General features: G+C 34.6%; 15 protein-coding genes, 4 tRNA genes and 1 riboswitch. Of the genes, 13 read left to right on the top strand and 6 right to left on the bottom strand.

The genetic code is table 11. From position 1 onward, the window contains the following. Positions 1–213 precede the first annotated feature (213 nt). Positions 214–1,350, bottom strand: a complete 1,137-nt coding sequence (locus ACIQ1E_RS11045) for an FKBP-type peptidyl-prolyl cis-trans isomerase (protein WP_396171365.1) — start codon at positions 1,348–1,350, stop codon at positions 214–216. Between the two features lie 79 nt (positions 1,351–1,429). Between ACIQ1E_RS11045 and ACIQ1E_RS11050 the strand changes: the two genes are divergently transcribed. Then, positions 1,430–1,834, top strand: coding sequence for an RNA-binding S4 domain-containing protein (locus ACIQ1E_RS11050; protein WP_396171366.1), 405 nt, complete (start codon positions 1,430–1,432; stop codon positions 1,832–1,834). Positions 1,835–1,884: 50 nt separating this feature from the next. Further along, on the top strand, positions 1,885–2,385 hold the full coding sequence (locus ACIQ1E_RS11055; protein WP_396171367.1) for a phosphoribosyltransferase family protein: 501 nt from the start codon (positions 1,885–1,887) through the stop codon (positions 2,383–2,385). Here the strand turns inward: ACIQ1E_RS11055 and ACIQ1E_RS11060 are convergent. Further along, on the bottom strand, positions 2,377–2,895 hold the full coding sequence (locus ACIQ1E_RS11060) for a shikimate kinase (protein WP_396171368.1): 519 nt from the start codon (positions 2,893–2,895) through the stop codon (positions 2,377–2,379). The genes ACIQ1E_RS11055 and ACIQ1E_RS11060 overlap by 9 nt on opposite strands. Positions 2,896–3,022: 127 nt before the next feature. Between ACIQ1E_RS11060 and ACIQ1E_RS11065 the strand changes: the two genes are divergently transcribed. From ACIQ1E_RS11065 to ACIQ1E_RS11085, 5 genes are all read left to right on the top strand, one after another. Beyond that, positions 3,023–3,095 (top strand) — tRNA-Lys (locus tag ACIQ1E_RS11065). Between the two features lie 39 nt (positions 3,096–3,134). Beyond that, positions 3,135–3,207, top strand: a tRNA-Lys gene (locus ACIQ1E_RS11070). A gap of 118 nt (positions 3,208–3,325) precedes the next feature. Beyond that, positions 3,326–3,398, top strand: a tRNA-Lys gene (locus ACIQ1E_RS11075). 51 nt (positions 3,399–3,449) lie between these two features. Continuing rightward, positions 3,450–3,532, top strand: a tRNA-Leu gene (locus tag ACIQ1E_RS11080). A gap of 815 nt (positions 3,533–4,347) precedes the next feature. Further along, positions 4,348–4,665 carry a hypothetical protein gene (locus tag ACIQ1E_RS11085; protein WP_396171369.1) on the top strand — a complete coding sequence of 106 codons (318 nt, stop codon included), beginning with the start codon at positions 4,348–4,350 and terminating at the stop codon, positions 4,663–4,665. A gap of 80 nt (positions 4,666–4,745) precedes the next feature. On the opposite strand, the gene ACIQ1E_RS11090 is transcribed toward ACIQ1E_RS11085, so the two are convergent. After that, positions 4,746–5,273: a DUF4252 domain-containing protein gene (locus ACIQ1E_RS11090; RefSeq protein WP_396171370.1), complete on the bottom strand. Its 528-nt coding sequence runs from the start codon at positions 5,271–5,273 to the stop codon at positions 4,746–4,748. A 172-nt stretch (positions 5,274–5,445) separates the two neighbouring features. On the opposite strand from ACIQ1E_RS11090, the gene ACIQ1E_RS11095 reads away from it, so the two are divergent. After that, complete coding sequence (locus ACIQ1E_RS11095) at positions 5,446–6,903, top strand: S41 family peptidase (RefSeq protein ID WP_396171371.1); 1,458 nt, start codon at positions 5,446–5,448, stop codon at positions 6,901–6,903. Positions 6,904–6,972: 69 nt separating this feature from the next. Here the strand turns inward: ACIQ1E_RS11095 and ACIQ1E_RS11100 are convergent, their stop codons facing one another. After that, positions 6,973–8,913: a TonB-dependent receptor plug domain-containing protein gene (locus tag ACIQ1E_RS11100; RefSeq protein ID WP_396171372.1), complete on the bottom strand. Its 1,941-nt coding sequence runs from the start codon at positions 8,911–8,913 to the stop codon at positions 6,973–6,975. A 78-nt stretch (positions 8,914–8,991) separates the two neighbouring features. Continuing rightward, a riboswitch (cobalamin riboswitch) is annotated at positions 8,992–9,327 on the bottom strand. 64 nt (positions 9,328–9,391) lie between these two features. Between ACIQ1E_RS11100 and ACIQ1E_RS11105 the strand changes: the two genes are divergently transcribed. The 5 genes from ACIQ1E_RS11105 to ACIQ1E_RS11125 all read left to right on the top strand — a co-directional run bounded on the left by ACIQ1E_RS11105 (position 9,392) and on the right by ACIQ1E_RS11125 (position 13,147). Continuing rightward, the gene (locus tag ACIQ1E_RS11105; RefSeq protein ID WP_396171373.1) at positions 9,392–9,604 is read left to right on the top strand and encodes a DUF2683 family protein; all 213 of its coding nucleotides are present in this window, start codon (positions 9,392–9,394) and stop codon (positions 9,602–9,604) included. After that, positions 9,595–9,858 carry a Txe/YoeB family addiction module toxin gene (locus tag ACIQ1E_RS11110; protein WP_396171374.1) on the top strand — a complete coding sequence of 88 codons (264 nt, stop codon included), beginning with the start codon at positions 9,595–9,597 and terminating at the stop codon, positions 9,856–9,858. The genes ACIQ1E_RS11105 and ACIQ1E_RS11110 overlap by 10 nt, the downstream gene beginning before the upstream one ends. A 240-nt stretch (positions 9,859–10,098) precedes the next feature. Further along, a complete protein-coding gene (locus ACIQ1E_RS11115) occupies positions 10,099–11,238 on the top strand; it encodes an ABC transporter substrate-binding protein (RefSeq protein WP_396171375.1) in 1,140 nt (379 codons plus the stop codon). 95 nt (positions 11,239–11,333) lie between these two features. Further along, on the top strand, positions 11,334–12,365 hold the full coding sequence (locus tag ACIQ1E_RS11120; RefSeq protein WP_396171376.1) for an iron chelate uptake ABC transporter family permease subunit: 1,032 nt from the start codon (positions 11,334–11,336) through the stop codon (positions 12,363–12,365). After that, positions 12,365–13,147: an ABC transporter ATP-binding protein gene (locus ACIQ1E_RS11125; RefSeq protein ID WP_396171377.1), complete on the top strand. Its 783-nt coding sequence runs from the start codon at positions 12,365–12,367 to the stop codon at positions 13,145–13,147. The genes ACIQ1E_RS11120 and ACIQ1E_RS11125 overlap by 1 nt, the downstream gene beginning before the upstream one ends. Before the next feature lie 179 nt (positions 13,148–13,326). Here the strand turns inward: ACIQ1E_RS11125 and ACIQ1E_RS11130 are convergent, their stop codons facing one another. Beyond that, entirely contained in the window at positions 13,327–13,782 is a 456-nt protein-coding gene (locus ACIQ1E_RS11130) for a tRNA (cytidine(34)-2'-O)-methyltransferase (RefSeq protein WP_396171378.1), read from the bottom strand. A 23-nt stretch (positions 13,783–13,805) separates the two neighbouring features. After that, entirely contained in the window at positions 13,806–14,390 is a 585-nt protein-coding gene (locus ACIQ1E_RS11135) for a pseudouridine synthase (RefSeq protein ID WP_396171379.1), read from the bottom strand. Positions 14,391–14,580 lie beyond the last annotated feature (190 nt).

Consider the following 14,580-nt stretch of genomic DNA (forward strand, 5'->3'; position numbering starts at 1 on the left):
ACGATTCAACCAAATCAAAGAGCAAATTGTTCTTTGGCTCGAATTTTTACTGCTTATTTTTGCAGATGTATTTTTGGTAAAAAATCTAAAAACTCAAAAAGTGGGTTCTTAAGGAATGACTAAATAAATATTCAACGTTTTTATACCATAAAAAAACCTCGAAAGATTCAAAACTTTTCGAGGTTTTTTGTTGACACACTAGCTATAATAAAATTAAGGTTTAACTGGGTACCCAGAATCAACATGAATCCTCGTTCTACCTGCTGTTGTATAATCTAATGTTTTAGCTACTTTATCATACGATGGAATCCCTTTTGTTTCGGTTTCGATAGCTGTGGTCCAGGGATCATCATTAATTGGATCGTAAGGGAAATACTTACTCAAACCTGAATTAGTTCCCGCAGGTTTAGTAATTTCAAGTAAAGTAGTATAATTATCATTATCATCGTCAACATCAAAAAAGTCAGGGATACCATCTTTGTCTGTATCATCCGCGTAAAGAATTTTATCCTCAGGTTTTGTCGGATAAAGAAAGGTATTCCTGTAGTCATAAACATAACCATCATTATTCAAATCTTCTTGATAAGAAAAAACGCCATCATTGTCCTGATCCAATCGTTGTATATTGTATAATTTGATACTAAAAACCAAAGGAGAATAAGCTGGGATTGAACCCGAACCTGAATTATAATATCCTAAACCTGAAGGCAAAAACATAATCCCAGAACCAAAATCAAAATAAGACACCGTACCATCACCGTTTATTTTTGACGTACCGGTCTTAAATTGTGGAAAAGCCTCGCTCCAACCTCTGATTACATTATTTAAACTCATTGTGGCTTGAGGAAATCGAACTTCTTCAAAAAAAGTAGCTGTCAGTTCAGAAGGTGGTGTAGCTGTTGCTGCACTAATAGATAAATAAGTTCCTCTGTAGGAAGTAAATACTCCGTCAACATTACAAGGGGAAACTCCTCCATAACCTGTGACGGCATCTTTTTTACCTTCTCTCAAAACCAAATAATACAAAGTGTATTTAATGTCGTTCTGAAGCACCTCTCTAGTCAATAATTTTGGGAAGGTTGGTGCATTTAAGTATGAATAGATAGAAGGTTGCGTTCCTCCTGCCGGTATTTTAGTAATCGTTACATCTTGGTCATCAAACTTACCTGGATTTTGAACTACAGTGATATAATTGGTTTTCAAATAGTCCTCAATCATGGCAATATCAGTTTTATATTGCTCTGCATAATCTCTTGGCGGCTCTACGGTAACATCAGGGTCATCATTGTTTGAACACGAAAAAGAAAGGGCTGCAATTAATACTATAAAATAAAACTTAAATTTGTTCATTATAACTCAATATTTAGGTGCGCAAGATACAATTTTGATTTATTTTTGCGTAGAATTTAACTTCGATTTTTGAAAATTTATGAGAATAGATAAATATTTATGGTGCGTGCGCTATTATAAAACTCGAAATATGGTAACCGAAGCCTGTAAAAAAAATCATGTCACTGTAAATGGACAGGTTGCCAAACCATCGAAGGAGGTTTTTCCTACAGATAAAATCACTTTTAGGAAAGACCAAATCACTCAAATCATCACTGTTTTGGACATTCCAGACAACCGTGTAGGTGCTAAATTGGTTGATGTCTATCGCAAAAATGAAACACCAGCCGAGGCTTATGAACATTTAGAATTGTTGAAGTTATCGAAGGAACATTACCGACGAAACGGAACCGGCAGACCCACCAAAAAAGACCGAAGGGATATTGATGAATTTGGAAATAGCCCCTCCCCAACCCTCCCCAAAGGAGAGGGAGACGAGTCTTGATAATTTTAATTACTAATTCAAACAAATCTGAAATCTAAAATCATTTTAAAATGAGCAAAAACATCATATTAACACAGCAGGAAATTGAGCATACTATCAAAAGAATAGCTTATCAAATCTATGAGACCTTTATAGAGGAAGACGAAATTGTTATCGCAGGAATTGCTTCCAATGGATTTGTTTTTGCTAAAAAAATTGCAGATTCACTCAATACCATTTCCCCTTTGAAAGTTTCACTTTGCGAAGTTCAAATCAACAAACATATGCCTGTAACAGACGTAAAAACCTCTTTAACCACAGAAGAATATACCAACAAAGGTTTGGTTTTAGTAGATGACGTATTGAATTCAGGAACAACATTAATTTATGCCGTTAGACATTTCCTAGATGTTCCTTTAAAGAAATTCAAAACAGCGGTACTTGTAGATAGAAACCATAAAAAATACCCTGTAAAAGCTGATTTTAAAGGTATTTCGCTTTCTACCTCATCATTAGACAATGTAGAAGTTGTCTTCAATGAAAAGGGTGAAAATTATGCCTATTTAAGCTAAAAGAGCAAAAATATCTTGGGTGGTTTCGTCTTTGCTTTTGCCATCGATAACCACCTTATGTTGCGCTTGGTTATAATAGTAACTTCTTTCGAAAAGGTGAATGGCAATAAATTCCTTGAGTTCTTCATCTGTCTTATTGGCTATAATAGGGCGTTTGCTTTTATTGGTAACCAATCGCTCAAACAAAGTATCAACAGAAGCTTTGAGGTAAACAGATAGAATATTTTTACCTTGGAGCAATTCATGGTTATTGGCGTAACAAGGTGTTCCTCCTCCTAAACCAATAATTAAATCCTCGGGCGAGTCCAACAATTCGACAAAAAATTGTCTTTCCAATTTTCGAAAATAGATTTCCCCATGTTTTTGAAAAATTTCATTTATCGACAAATTTGTTCTCTCCTCGATACTTTTATCCAAATCTACGAACGGAATATTTGTAATTTTTGACAATCTATTGGCAATTGTGGACTTTCCACAACCCATATAACCTAATAAAATAATTTTTCTCATATGAATAAAGCCTTATATACTAAGGCATTAAGTGCTTTTGTTTAAAAAAGACAAATTTATAATAAAATACCTTTGAAAAATTAAAAATAAGACCTTATATTTGCACCCGCATTCAAGAAAAGAAAAAGACTCGATAGCTCAGTTGGTAGAGCACAACACTTTTAATGTTGGGGTCCTGGGTTCGAGCCCCAGTCGGGTCACAAATTTTGTGATTATCAAAAAAATTTTCTTGAATCAATGACTCGATAGCTCAGTTGGTAGAGCACAACACTTTTAATGTTGGGGTCCTGGGTTCGAGCCCCAGTCGGGTCACAATTTTAAAGACAAATGTCTTGGGCGAGAAGTTTATCCCGAGCAGCAAAGCAAGCGGGAAGCCCCAGTCGGGTCACAAAATAATGCGCATACGTTAATAAAAACTAGAGAGTCTGTAGACTTGATAGCTCAGTTGGTAGAGCACATCACTCTTAATGTTGGGGTCCTGGGTTCGAACCCCAGTCGAGTCACAAAAAAATAGAGACGTTCGCTGAGGCAAACGTCTCTATTTTTTTTTAAGAGGCCACGTGGAGAAACGGTAGACTTGCCAGCTTGAGGGGCTGGTGCTCGCAAGGGCGTGCGGGTTCAAATCCCGCCGTGGTCACGAATGAATAGAAATGCTTCAAAAATAATCAAGTTTACTTGGAATTATTTTTGAAGCATTTCTATTTTCAAAGCGGAGCTTTGTGGGAAGGACGAAGTCAATCCCACCGTGGTCACAAAACACAAAAAGAACTGCTAAATCAATGATTTAGCGGTTTTTTTTATGAACTTTCCGGTATGTTGTCAATAAACTTAAATGGAATCAAGAATTAAGTAGAGTTAATCTGGTTAGTTTTTTTTTGATTGAAACTATTAACAGTGTTTTCAAAAGAACTCAATTAAAGATTTTAAGCATCCTTTGATACTTTGTTGTTATATCATTAAACATCGCTTTTTATAAAATAATAATTTTCCAAAAAAAGCCATAAATATGTGTTTGCGCATAAAATATGGTATGCACTAACAACTTATGCAAAACAAATACCTTTCGTATAATCCGGAAGATTTGATAGTATTGCTGCCGCCTGACTTTAATTCGTTACCCAAAACTGAGTCGATCTAACCCTGGTTATGTTTAAATACCCCGTAAAATAATAAATCCCAAAACTTCAGAGTCTTTTTTTGTATTACTTTTCTTTGCAAGAAAACAAGCATTTAGTTTTCTATAAAACACCCTTGTTATTCTTTCCATAAAACGACTTCATAAAAATCAAATTACCAAAAAAACTTACATATTTTTTAAATATTAAAAATAATAACATTTATTTAATGTGATATTAACAAAAATTTTGGTGAAAAAAGTTGGTGGAACATTTTTAACTCGTAATTTTGCATCCGACTCTGAATCTATACATTAATTAATGCCAGATTATAATAGTGGTTTCGAAATTCAATAAGTTTATTTTTTTTACTTTTTCATTTATTTTATTAGTCACTTTAAAAGCTAATTCTCAATCTATCGTTTACGACTCAATTGGTCAGAAAAAAGTAGCACTTGTTGATGTTCGTAAAACTTACGAAAGAGTAATCGATAAAGGGTATGCTTCTGTAGAAATGTTTGAATACCTAGGAACTTACTATTACAAAGACAAAGATTTTCAAAAATCTAAATTGTACTTCGATATGTTATTCAAAAAATACAAATTGTCGCAAATTTCACAAAATAGCATTGAGTTATATAAAACATTATTATAAATTGACTCAATATAAACATTAAAAAGCCGTCTCAAAATACATTGAGACGGCTTTTTATTTAAAAGAAAAATGTGTTGCATTTATTTTCCTTTGGTACTTTTCTTCAAGTCATCGCCTCCAGGAATATTCATTTTATCAGTAAGAACAGCGAGTTCATTTAAATTAAAATTACCCGTCAAAGACATCAAAACCGTTTGATTATCCTTATTTGGCTCTTCACTAAACATTACAAGCTCTTTAATTTGATTCTCGGCACTGCCAGATTTAACCCAAATTTTTAGATTGTTTCCATTGTCGTTTACCCTCATCAATTCTTCTAAACCTGCTGTTTTCAAATGCTTATCAACAGCAGTTTTCATATCTGCCGAAATCTTTGGATTCGAAGTTGTATACACCTTGAGATTATCTAATTTTTTAATCAAGGCCAAATATTGCTGGGTTTCTTTGTCGTTGGTATCAATTTGCACGCTTCCCATCATTTGAAACATTTTTTTGTTCACAATTACGGTCGACACACCTTCCTGCTTATCGAATTTGTCAAAAGCGGTTTGCCCATTTGCAAAAGTAGAAACTATAGAAAAAACAAATGTTATTATATTTTTTTTCATTGTTTGAAGTTATTTATTATGGATAAAAATATTATCTTTCGACTTTATTACAAAGCCCGTGCCAATAGGCAAATTTTATAAAAATTAAATTCTATATTAAAATGGAATAGCTTTTGATGATAAAGATATAAAATATTACAAAACTATTATTACAAATTTAATCAGCCTAAATATGAAACCAATTTTCAAATACCTTTTAGCATTCACTTTTGTCGCATTTACGGCGCTAAGCTGTCAAAACGAAGACGAAGATGATGTTGCTCCGCCAATGAATATTGAAATACAAAATTTTGTATGGAAAGGACTTAATCTTTATTATCTATGGCAGGCTGATGTACTTAATTTGTCAGATACTAGATTCAAAAATCAAACAGAATTAAATTCGTTTTTAACTGGTTACCCAAAACCAGAAGACCTATTTAACTCTCTAAGAGTCGACAAATCTATTGATAGATTCAGTTGGATTGTAGATGATTATCTAGTACTCGAAGGCCAACTTCAAGGAACTACTAATAATAACGGTGTAGAATTCGGGTTAAGTTTAAAAGCTTCTGGCTCAACTGAAGTTGTAGGTTGGGTTCAATATATCATCCCTAATTCAGATGCCTCGACAAAAAACATCAAACGTGGAGATATTTTTTACGCCGTTAATGGCACGCAACTGACAACTACTAATTATCAAAGTCTTCTATTTGGTTCCAATAATGATTACACTTTAAGTATGGCTGATATCAGCAGCGGTGCAATTGTACCCAATGGAAGAACAGTTGCTTTGACCAAAACAGTTCTAGACGAAAACCCTATCTTGGTTAATACCGTAATCAACTCGGGAGCCAAAAAAATTGGATATATAATGTACAATGGATTTTATTCTAATTTTGACACTAAATTAAATGATGCTTTTGGAACATTAAAATCTCAGGGAATAACAGATTTAGTGCTAGACTTAAGATACAACGGTGGTGGCTCTGTTCAAACAGCAGCACGATTAGCAAGTATGATTACAGGAGGGTTTACGGGGCAAGTATTTGCAAAACAACAATGGAATGCCAAAATTGAATCGTATTTTGCTGCAAACGACCCTGAATCGTTGAAAAATTATTTTGTAGACAAAATCGGAACTACCCCTATCAATAGTTTGAATATGCCAAAAGTTTATATTCTAACATCGAAAAGCACTGCTTCGGCAAGTGAATTAGTAATCAACGGATTAAAGCCCTTTATCAGTGTGATTCAAATTGGAGATGTCACCGTTGGAAAAAATGTTGGATCGGTTACTTTATATGATTCACCAACCTTTGGAAAAGACAAAAGAAATCCCAACCATCGATATGCCATGCAACCGCTTACTTTGAAAATTGTCAACAAAGATGGTTTTGGCGATTATCAAAGTGGATTAACACCAACATTTTCAAAACCTGAAACGGTAAGCAATTTAGGTGTTCTAGGAAATCCGTCTGAACCATTACTTAGCTTAGCTATTGGAAAAATTACAGGGACTGCAAAAATTCAGAAAAGCACTCCTCAAGATAATTTCGAATTCTTCAGTGATAGCAAATCAGGCAGCAGAATACAAAAAGAGATGTATCTTGAGAAAGCTCCTGAAGGTTTATTGAAAGCTTTGGAATAAGAAATTAAATACAAATACAAAAAAGGCTTCCACTGTTCGGAAGCCTTTTTTTGTAATATAAAATTGGTCTTACAAATTGATATTCAACCCCAATTTGAAGTTCCTTCCCAAGGTGTTATACCCAATATTTTCGACATAATCAGTATTAAAAATATTGTTGACAGTACCAAAAATAGTTACACTATTTTTAAGCAATTCATAACGAATAGTTGAGTTGACCAATTGGTAAGAATCCAAAACTACGTTTTGTGTTTTATATGAATTTCCATCAAAAAAAGCATCGTTTCGATGGTCTACAAATTGATAATTCACATTCCAAAAAACTCTTTTAGCTATTTGATAATCCAAAGATGAGTTGGCTTTGTGTTTTGGAATCAATCGATCCAAGGCATCATCGACTTGAGTAAAAGTATAATTTGAAATCCATTTAATTTTATCATTTACATCAAATGTAAATTCAGTTTCTACCCCTTTAGCTCGATTCGTTCCATCGATATTAATGTATTTATAGGCTGATGAGAATCCAATAAAATTTGTTTGCTCGCGATAAAAACCTACTACTGAAAATCGGAGTTTTTTATCTAAAAGTTGGGTTTCAAAACCAGCTTCAGTAGTGGCGTTTTCTTCAGGCGTCAAATCTACATTCCCATATGGAGAGTACAATTGATATAAACTTGGTGTTACAAAAGCTGTGCTATAAGATGCCAAAACTTTCAATGGAAATCCTTTAAAATCATAGGATGGATTTACATTATAAACCAATTGATTTCCATATTCGCTATGAATGTTGAATCGAGCGCCAGCATTCACATTCAAACCAAAATCAGAAGTATAAACTCCCGTTATATAAGGATCAATCATATTAAATTTAGTACTTTCTTTAGCAATATTCCCGTAAGGAGTCGTGCTATTCATATCAAAAAACTGATATTGTGCTCCAGCAACCAAAAAGAATGATTTAGAAAACTCATATTTATTATACCCATCAACATTTACATTTCTTGAATCGTATTGCGACACACCAACTTTGCCAGAGTAAGTATCCAATTCATCGTATGTACGTGAAATTTTATTGAAACTAGAATTCAAAATAAATTGCCCGTTGGTGTATTTGTACTTCGGAAGAAAACCAAAACGAAACTGTTCGGTATCGGTTTGGTTCTGAGAAACATCATTAGTCCCTGTATTATCAAAACCACCATCATAATCGTTGTTGAGTTTATCGTAATTCCCAAAAAAATCTAAGGTTAATTTGGCTGTGGCTTTGTAACCAATTTTACCCAAATAGTTCGTTCTTGTAAAACGATCTTCTTCATAAGTAACATTCTCGCTTGGTGGTGCAATTTGTGACATTCCAGTTGTCGCAGTACTATTCAACGAAGCAAAATAACTTAGTTTTTTGACATTTCCATTTATTGAAAACCCTTGATTGCTGTCTTGAGGATACGATTTTGAAGTAGATGCTGTATTATAGGTACCCAAATTCCAATACCCATTTCCCTGAATTGCTTTTTTACCAGATTTTTTCAAACTAATATTGATGACCCCGGTCACAGCGCCAGTTCCATACAAAGTACTGGCAGCTCCTTTCATAATCTCTATACTTTCAACTTGATTGGCAGGAAGCAAACGCAAATCATATTCAAAACTAATTCCCGAGGCATCGGTAACCGGAATTCCGTCAATAAGAATCAACACTTGATTGTTTTTTCCACCTCGAATGTAATAGCCCAAATTTTTCCCTGCTACACTTTGGCTACCATTAATTTCGACACCTACAACCGAATTTAGAACAGCAGCAATGCTTTGTCCTTCTCTCTTTTCTAAGTCTTCCGAAGTGATTTTGGTAATTACTTTTCCTGATTTTTCTTTTGGCAAAGCAAATTTAGAATCAGAAATTACGACTTCATCCAAAGGAGTTGGTGAAGTGATGCTGTCTTTTTGCTGCGCAAAAACACAGTTGGTCATTAGTACGAATAACGCACTAATACGAACGATTTTGTTGTTCATTTTAATAAAACATTTTTAATAATAAAAATGGGAGAAAAGCATAGAATGACCCATACCCAAACCTTTTTTCCCGAAAGTTTGATACTCTATGTACTAGGCAGGTCTCCTGGCTTGCGTCTTGTTGTTGACCTTCCCATTCAAAGTTAGAAATTAGAAATACGAAGTACGAAGTATTTAACTTCTAACCTCTACCTTCTAATCTCCCACTTCCAAACAGTGGTTTTGTAGATAACAACAAGCTTTGTAGCTTACAGTTGCGGGTACAGCCCAGGATTTTCGATTTTTGATTCGGATTTTTGATTTCGGATTTGATACCATCTGAAATCTACAATCTACCATCTGAAATCTTTCACCTGATTCCCTTTTAATGCGGTTTCGAAAAACAAAACAGCAACCTCAATACGGTGGCAAATATAGGATATTTGAAAATCAAAATCATAATAAAATTATTTATATATTTGTGATAAATAATAAAGTTATGGAAACAATTATCGTCCATCCAAAAAACAGTGAAGAACAAAAAGTCATAAAAGCTTTTCTGGAAGCATTGAAAATCAAGTTTGAAAACCCTAAAACCAAATCCGAGGAGACTGATTATAATCCTGAATTTGTTGAAATGATTGATCAAAACAGAAAGGATTATAAAGCAGGAAAAGGCATTAAAGTCAATTTAGATGACATATGGAAATAATATTCCTGCCAAAATCTAAAGAGCACCTTGACTTTTTTAAGAAAGTCAATAACCCAATTATTCTAAAAAAAATTCGACAGCTTTTAGAAATAATTCCTGAAACACCTTATTCTGGAATTGGAAAACCAGAACCATTAAAGCATCATTTGTCTGGACTATGGAGCAGAAGGATTAATCAGGAACATCGATTAGTTTACGAAGTCATAGAAGCGGATAATGTGATTTTAATACATTCCTTAAAAGGGCATTATTAAAAAACCAACTACTTCTTATCCTCCTTTTTCTTCGAAAGTTTGACAATCAACCAAACGAAACCAACTAAAAAATGCAGTACAATTATTCCTGCCACAACATACATAAATGTATTTGAATTGTCTCTCATAAAATCCTTTTTGACAAATTTACTTTCTTTGGTTTGGTTTAAAGGTATCAAAAGTTACACAAGTTTATTTTTGTGAAAACAAAAACAATACTTTTGTAAAAAATTACTTGAAATGAAATTCGTTCAAAATACTGCTTTTTACTTTTTAGTCTTTCTGTTGTTCATCCAATGTAAAGAACAAACCAAAAAGGAAGCTAAAATCCCATCTTCAAAAAATGAAATCCAATATGCAAAAGGATTGGAAATCTACAAACACAACGGCTTTTCAATCCTAAAAATAACAAATCCTTGGCCGGATGCCGCAGCAAGTTTTACCTATATTCTTCAAGAAAAAAACGGAATAATACCAGACAGTTTAAAACAATTTACAGTTATTCCAATTCCTTTAAAATCAATTGTCGTAACCTCAACCACACATATTCCGGCATTGGAATTATTGGGTGTCGAGAACACTTTAATAGGTTTTCCAAGCACCGATTACATTTCTTCAGAGAAAACCAGAAAACGAATTGACGCCGGGAAAGTTCGCGAAGTGGGCGTAAATGAGAATCTGAATGCCGAAGTTTTAATCGATATGAAACCCGATTTGATAGTCAGTTTTGGTTTGAACAACAGTAATCCTACTTTGGATAATCTTCAAAAAAGCGGTTTGAAAGTAATACTCAACGGCGATTGGACAGAACAATCCCCCTTGGGAAAAGCAGAATGGATTAAGTTTTTCGGCGCCTTATACGGATTGGACACAAAAGCAAATACAATCTTTTCGGAGATTGAAAAAGAATATAAAACTACCTTAACTTTAGCCAAAAAAGCAACTACAAAACCAACGGTTCTTTGTGGCGCAATGTACCAGGAACAATGGTATGTCCCACAAGGCGAAAGTTGGGCTGCCTTGTTTTTGAAAGACGCTCAATCCCATTATTTATGGGCAAATACCAAAGGAACCGGAAGTTTGTCAGTGCCCTTTGAAGTAATTCTAGAGGAAGCCCAAAATGCCGATTTCTGGATAGCTCCCGGAGATTTTTCAAGCCTGAAACAAATGAGCGACAACAATCCACATTACAATCAGTTTGCTTCATTTAAAAATAAAAAAGTATATTCGTATGCCATAAACAAAGGGGCAAAAGGCGGAATCATTTATTTCGAATGGTCTCCTACTCGTCCCGATTGGGTTTTGAAAGATTTAATCAAAATTTTTCATCCCGATTTGTTGCCGAATCATAAACTCTATTTCTTTCAGAAATTGGAATAAAAAATAGCCACAAAGACACGAAGACACAAAGATATTTATATAACTAAAAACTTTGCGCCTTTGCGCCTTTGCGGTAAACAAACAAACAAACAACCTTGCAAAACAAAAACCGAAATATTCTTTTATTCACCCTTTTGACATTGTCATTGGTATTGCTATTGCTATTGAACATCAGCTTAGGCTCAGTTTCCATTCCAATAAAAGACGTTTTCAACAATCTAATTGGAGGAAATTCCAACAAAGAAACTTGGGATTATATCATCATCAATTACCGATTACCCAAAGCCATTGCGGCCATTCTTGTGGGAATGGGATTGGCCATTAGCGGCTTATTGATGCAAACTTTGTTCCGAAATCCATTGGCTGGACCCGATGTTTTAGGATTGAGTTCTGGAGCCAGTTTGGGTGTGGCAACAGTCATTTTGGGAGCGGCATTCTTGCCTCCAGTTTTTGCTTCGTTTTTACTTTCATCGTATGGAATTATTTTGGCTTCGAGTTTGGGAAGTTTCTTAATTTTACTAGCCGTTTTGTCCGTATCACAGAGCTTGCGCAACACAATGGCTATATTAATTGTTGGCTTGATGTTTGGCAGTTTAACTAATGCTATTGTGGGAACGCTAACCTACTTCAGCTCTGCCGAACAATTGCAGAAATTCACTTTTTGGTCCTTGGGAAATCTAGGGAATTTGTCTTGGTCGTCGATTGTGATTTTATCAGTTTGTATTATTATTGGTTTATTTTTAAGCCTTGTAAATATCAAACCCTTAAATGCTTTGTTGCTTGGTGAAAACTACGCCCGAAGTTTGGGAATGAATTACAAAAGAACTCGATTAGTAATCATTTTAGCCACCAGTATTTTGACGGGAAGTATCACTGCTTTTGCTGGTCCAATTGCCTTTATAGGATTGGCTGTACCGCATATTGCTAAATTGGTCTTTCAAACCAGTAATCATACTATTTTATTCTGGAGTACTTTACTTTTAGGTGCCATCATTATGCTAATTTGTGACAGCATTTCACAACTTCCGGGAACTGATATTACTTTACCAATTAATGCGGTGACTTCAATGTTTGGAGCGCCAATCGTGATTTGGTTGTTAATTCGAAAACGTAAAATGATGAACTAATGGAAAACAAAATCATATTACAAGCATCGAAGATTAGTATTGGCTATACTCCTAAGAAAGCAAAGAATATAATTGCTTCGGATATTGATTTGTCGTTGAAAAAAGGGAAATTAATCGCTTTAATCGGTGCCAATGGCATTGGGAAATCAACACTTTTAAGAACCATTACAGGAATCCAGAAACCCCTTTCCGGAACAGTTTCTTTAAACCAAAAGAACATTCAAGAAATGGATTTTCTAAGTTTAGCACAAAATTTAAGCGTAGTTCTGACCGAAAAATTGCCTCCAAGCAATCTGACCGTTTGGGAACTCATCGCTTTGGGAAGACAGCCCTACACGAATTGGATTGGAACGTTAACTGACACCGATATTGCAAAAATCAACGAAGCCATCGAACTCACCCAAATTGGTCATTTAACACAAAAAAGACATTACGAAATCAGCGACGGACAATTGCAAATCGTATTGATTGCAAGAGCTTTGGCTCAAGATACGCCTTTAATCATTTTAGACGAACCCACCACTCACTTGGATTTACTCCATAAAGTGGTACTTTTTAAACTCTTAAAAAAACTTACCCAAGAAACGGGAAAGTGCATTTTGTTTTCGACTCACGACATCGATATGGCGATACAATTGAGTGACGAAATAATCATTATGACTCCCGAAAATACGGTTCAAGACCAACCTTGTAATTTGATTCTAAAAGGAAGTTTCAACACTTTATTCAAAGACGAACATATTGTTTTTGATAGTGAAAAAGGGAAGTTTGTGATTTCTTAAAAAGTTTAGCCACGAAAAAGACCCCGTCGCAGAAATTTTTCTATAACATTTCATTTGTCATTCCGCAGGAATCTCAACTAACGAGGAAAGGGACGTTTTACAGCGTGACAAACAGATTCGTCAAATTGGATAAATTAGTAATAAAACTATAATTCTATTTTATTACATACTGAACACTGCTAACTGCCAACTGAAATCTGCCTCTTCGCCTCACCCACCACAAACGCAACAGAATTCGCAATATTAAAACTTCGAATTAATTTCGACATCGGAATGGTCAAATGATTATCAAATAGAGCTAGAACTTCTTGACTCAAGCCCACGCTTTCTTTGCCAAAAACCAACCAATCTCCATCCTGAAATTGAACTTCGTAAATAGATTTTTCGGCGTGTGAACTCATTAAAAACACACGAGATTGATCTGGAATTTTCGCCATCCATTCTTCGACGTTTTGGTATTCCGTAACATCAAGATGTACCCAATAATCCAAGCCCGAACGCTTCAAGTTTTTATCATTGATTACAAATCCAAAAGGGTGAATCAGGTGCAAACGACTTTCGGTGCCGACACACAAACGACCAATATTCCCTGTATTATTAGGGATTTCAGGTTCTACTAAAACGATGTTTAACATAAATAAAAGTTAGAAGTTAGAAGTTAGAAGTTAGAAGTGGGAAGTGGGAAAAAAGCATCTACTTCCTTTACTTCTCCTGCTTTTAAATCATTCAAATATACGTTTCCAATTCGAATTCGAACCAATCGCAAGGTAGGAAAACCAACTGCTGCCGTCATTTTTCGAACTTGGCGAAACTTCCCTTCATTGACTGTAATCGAGGCCCAAGAAGTGGGTCCGTGGCGTTCGTCTCTGATTTTCTTGCCTCTTGGTCCAAAGTCTGGGATTTCATTAACAATAAAAGATTTGCAAGGTTTGGTCATGTATTTACCGCCGTTGAAACCAATTTCAACGCCGTTTTTCATTTTATCTACAGCTTCTTGAGTAATTATCCCGTCCACTTGCACATAATATTCTTTGTCTACTTTTTTGCTTCGGACTATTTCGCTTATTTTACCATCTGTAGTCAACAAAAGCAAACCTTCGGAATCTTCATCAAGACGACCAATAGCCATTGTTCCTATAGGAAAATCATACAATTCCCCTAAAAGTTTTTTCTTTCGTTTCAACTCATAAATAAATTGACTCAAATAGCCGTACGGTTTGTGAAGAATAAAATGGTGGTGCATTTGTATTTGAACTATTCTACAAAAGTACATTTTTCAAATTATAAAATATTCCATTCTAAAATTGGTAACTAATCAGTCTCAAATATAGGGATTTTATTTCATGTCAAAATGACGTGAAATAAAATTCGAATTCATGCCACATAGTCATTGGATTTATTAGGTGAATCTTTTTATATTTTGTACTTTCATG

The sequence above is a fragment of the Flavobacterium sp. genome (assembly GCF_044348915.1).
Lineage (GTDB): Bacteria > Bacteroidota > Bacteroidia > Flavobacteriales > Flavobacteriaceae > Flavobacterium.

What these genes read in the sequence shown, in the direction of transcription:
- ACIQ1E_RS11045 (WP_396171365.1), bottom strand. Translation starts at nt 1,350, where the DNA reads ATGAACAAATTTAAGTTTTATTTTATAGTATTAATTGCAGCCCTTTCT.
- ACIQ1E_RS11050 (WP_396171366.1), top strand. Translation starts at nt 1,430, where the DNA reads ATGAGAATAGATAAATATTTATGGTGCGTGCGCTATTATAAAACTCGA.
- ACIQ1E_RS11055 (WP_396171367.1), top strand. Translation starts at nt 1,885, where the DNA reads ATGAGCAAAAACATCATATTAACACAGCAGGAAATTGAGCATACTATC.
- ACIQ1E_RS11060 (WP_396171368.1), bottom strand. Translation starts at nt 2,895, where the DNA reads ATGAGAAAAATTATTTTATTAGGTTATATGGGTTGTGGAAAGTCCACA.
- ACIQ1E_RS11090 (WP_396171370.1), bottom strand. Translation starts at nt 5,273, where the DNA reads ATGAAAAAAAATATAATAACATTTGTTTTTTCTATAGTTTCTACTTTT.
- ACIQ1E_RS11095 (WP_396171371.1), top strand. Translation starts at nt 5,446, where the DNA reads ATGAAACCAATTTTCAAATACCTTTTAGCATTCACTTTTGTCGCATTT.
- ACIQ1E_RS11100 (WP_396171372.1), bottom strand. Translation starts at nt 8,913, where the DNA reads ATGAACAACAAAATCGTTCGTATTAGTGCGTTATTCGTACTAATGACC.
- ACIQ1E_RS11105 (WP_396171373.1), top strand. Translation starts at nt 9,392, where the DNA reads ATGGAAACAATTATCGTCCATCCAAAAAACAGTGAAGAACAAAAAGTC.
- ACIQ1E_RS11110 (WP_396171374.1), top strand. Translation starts at nt 9,595, where the DNA reads ATGGAAATAATATTCCTGCCAAAATCTAAAGAGCACCTTGACTTTTTT.
- ACIQ1E_RS11115 (WP_396171375.1), top strand. Translation starts at nt 10,099, where the DNA reads ATGAAATTCGTTCAAAATACTGCTTTTTACTTTTTAGTCTTTCTGTTG.
- ACIQ1E_RS11125 (WP_396171377.1), top strand. Translation starts at nt 12,365, where the DNA reads ATGGAAAACAAAATCATATTACAAGCATCGAAGATTAGTATTGGCTAT.
- ACIQ1E_RS11130 (WP_396171378.1), bottom strand. Translation starts at nt 13,782, where the DNA reads ATGTTAAACATCGTTTTAGTAGAACCTGAAATCCCTAATAATACAGGG.
- ACIQ1E_RS11135 (WP_396171379.1), bottom strand. Translation starts at nt 14,390, where the DNA reads ATGCACCACCATTTTATTCTTCACAAACCGTACGGCTATTTGAGTCAA.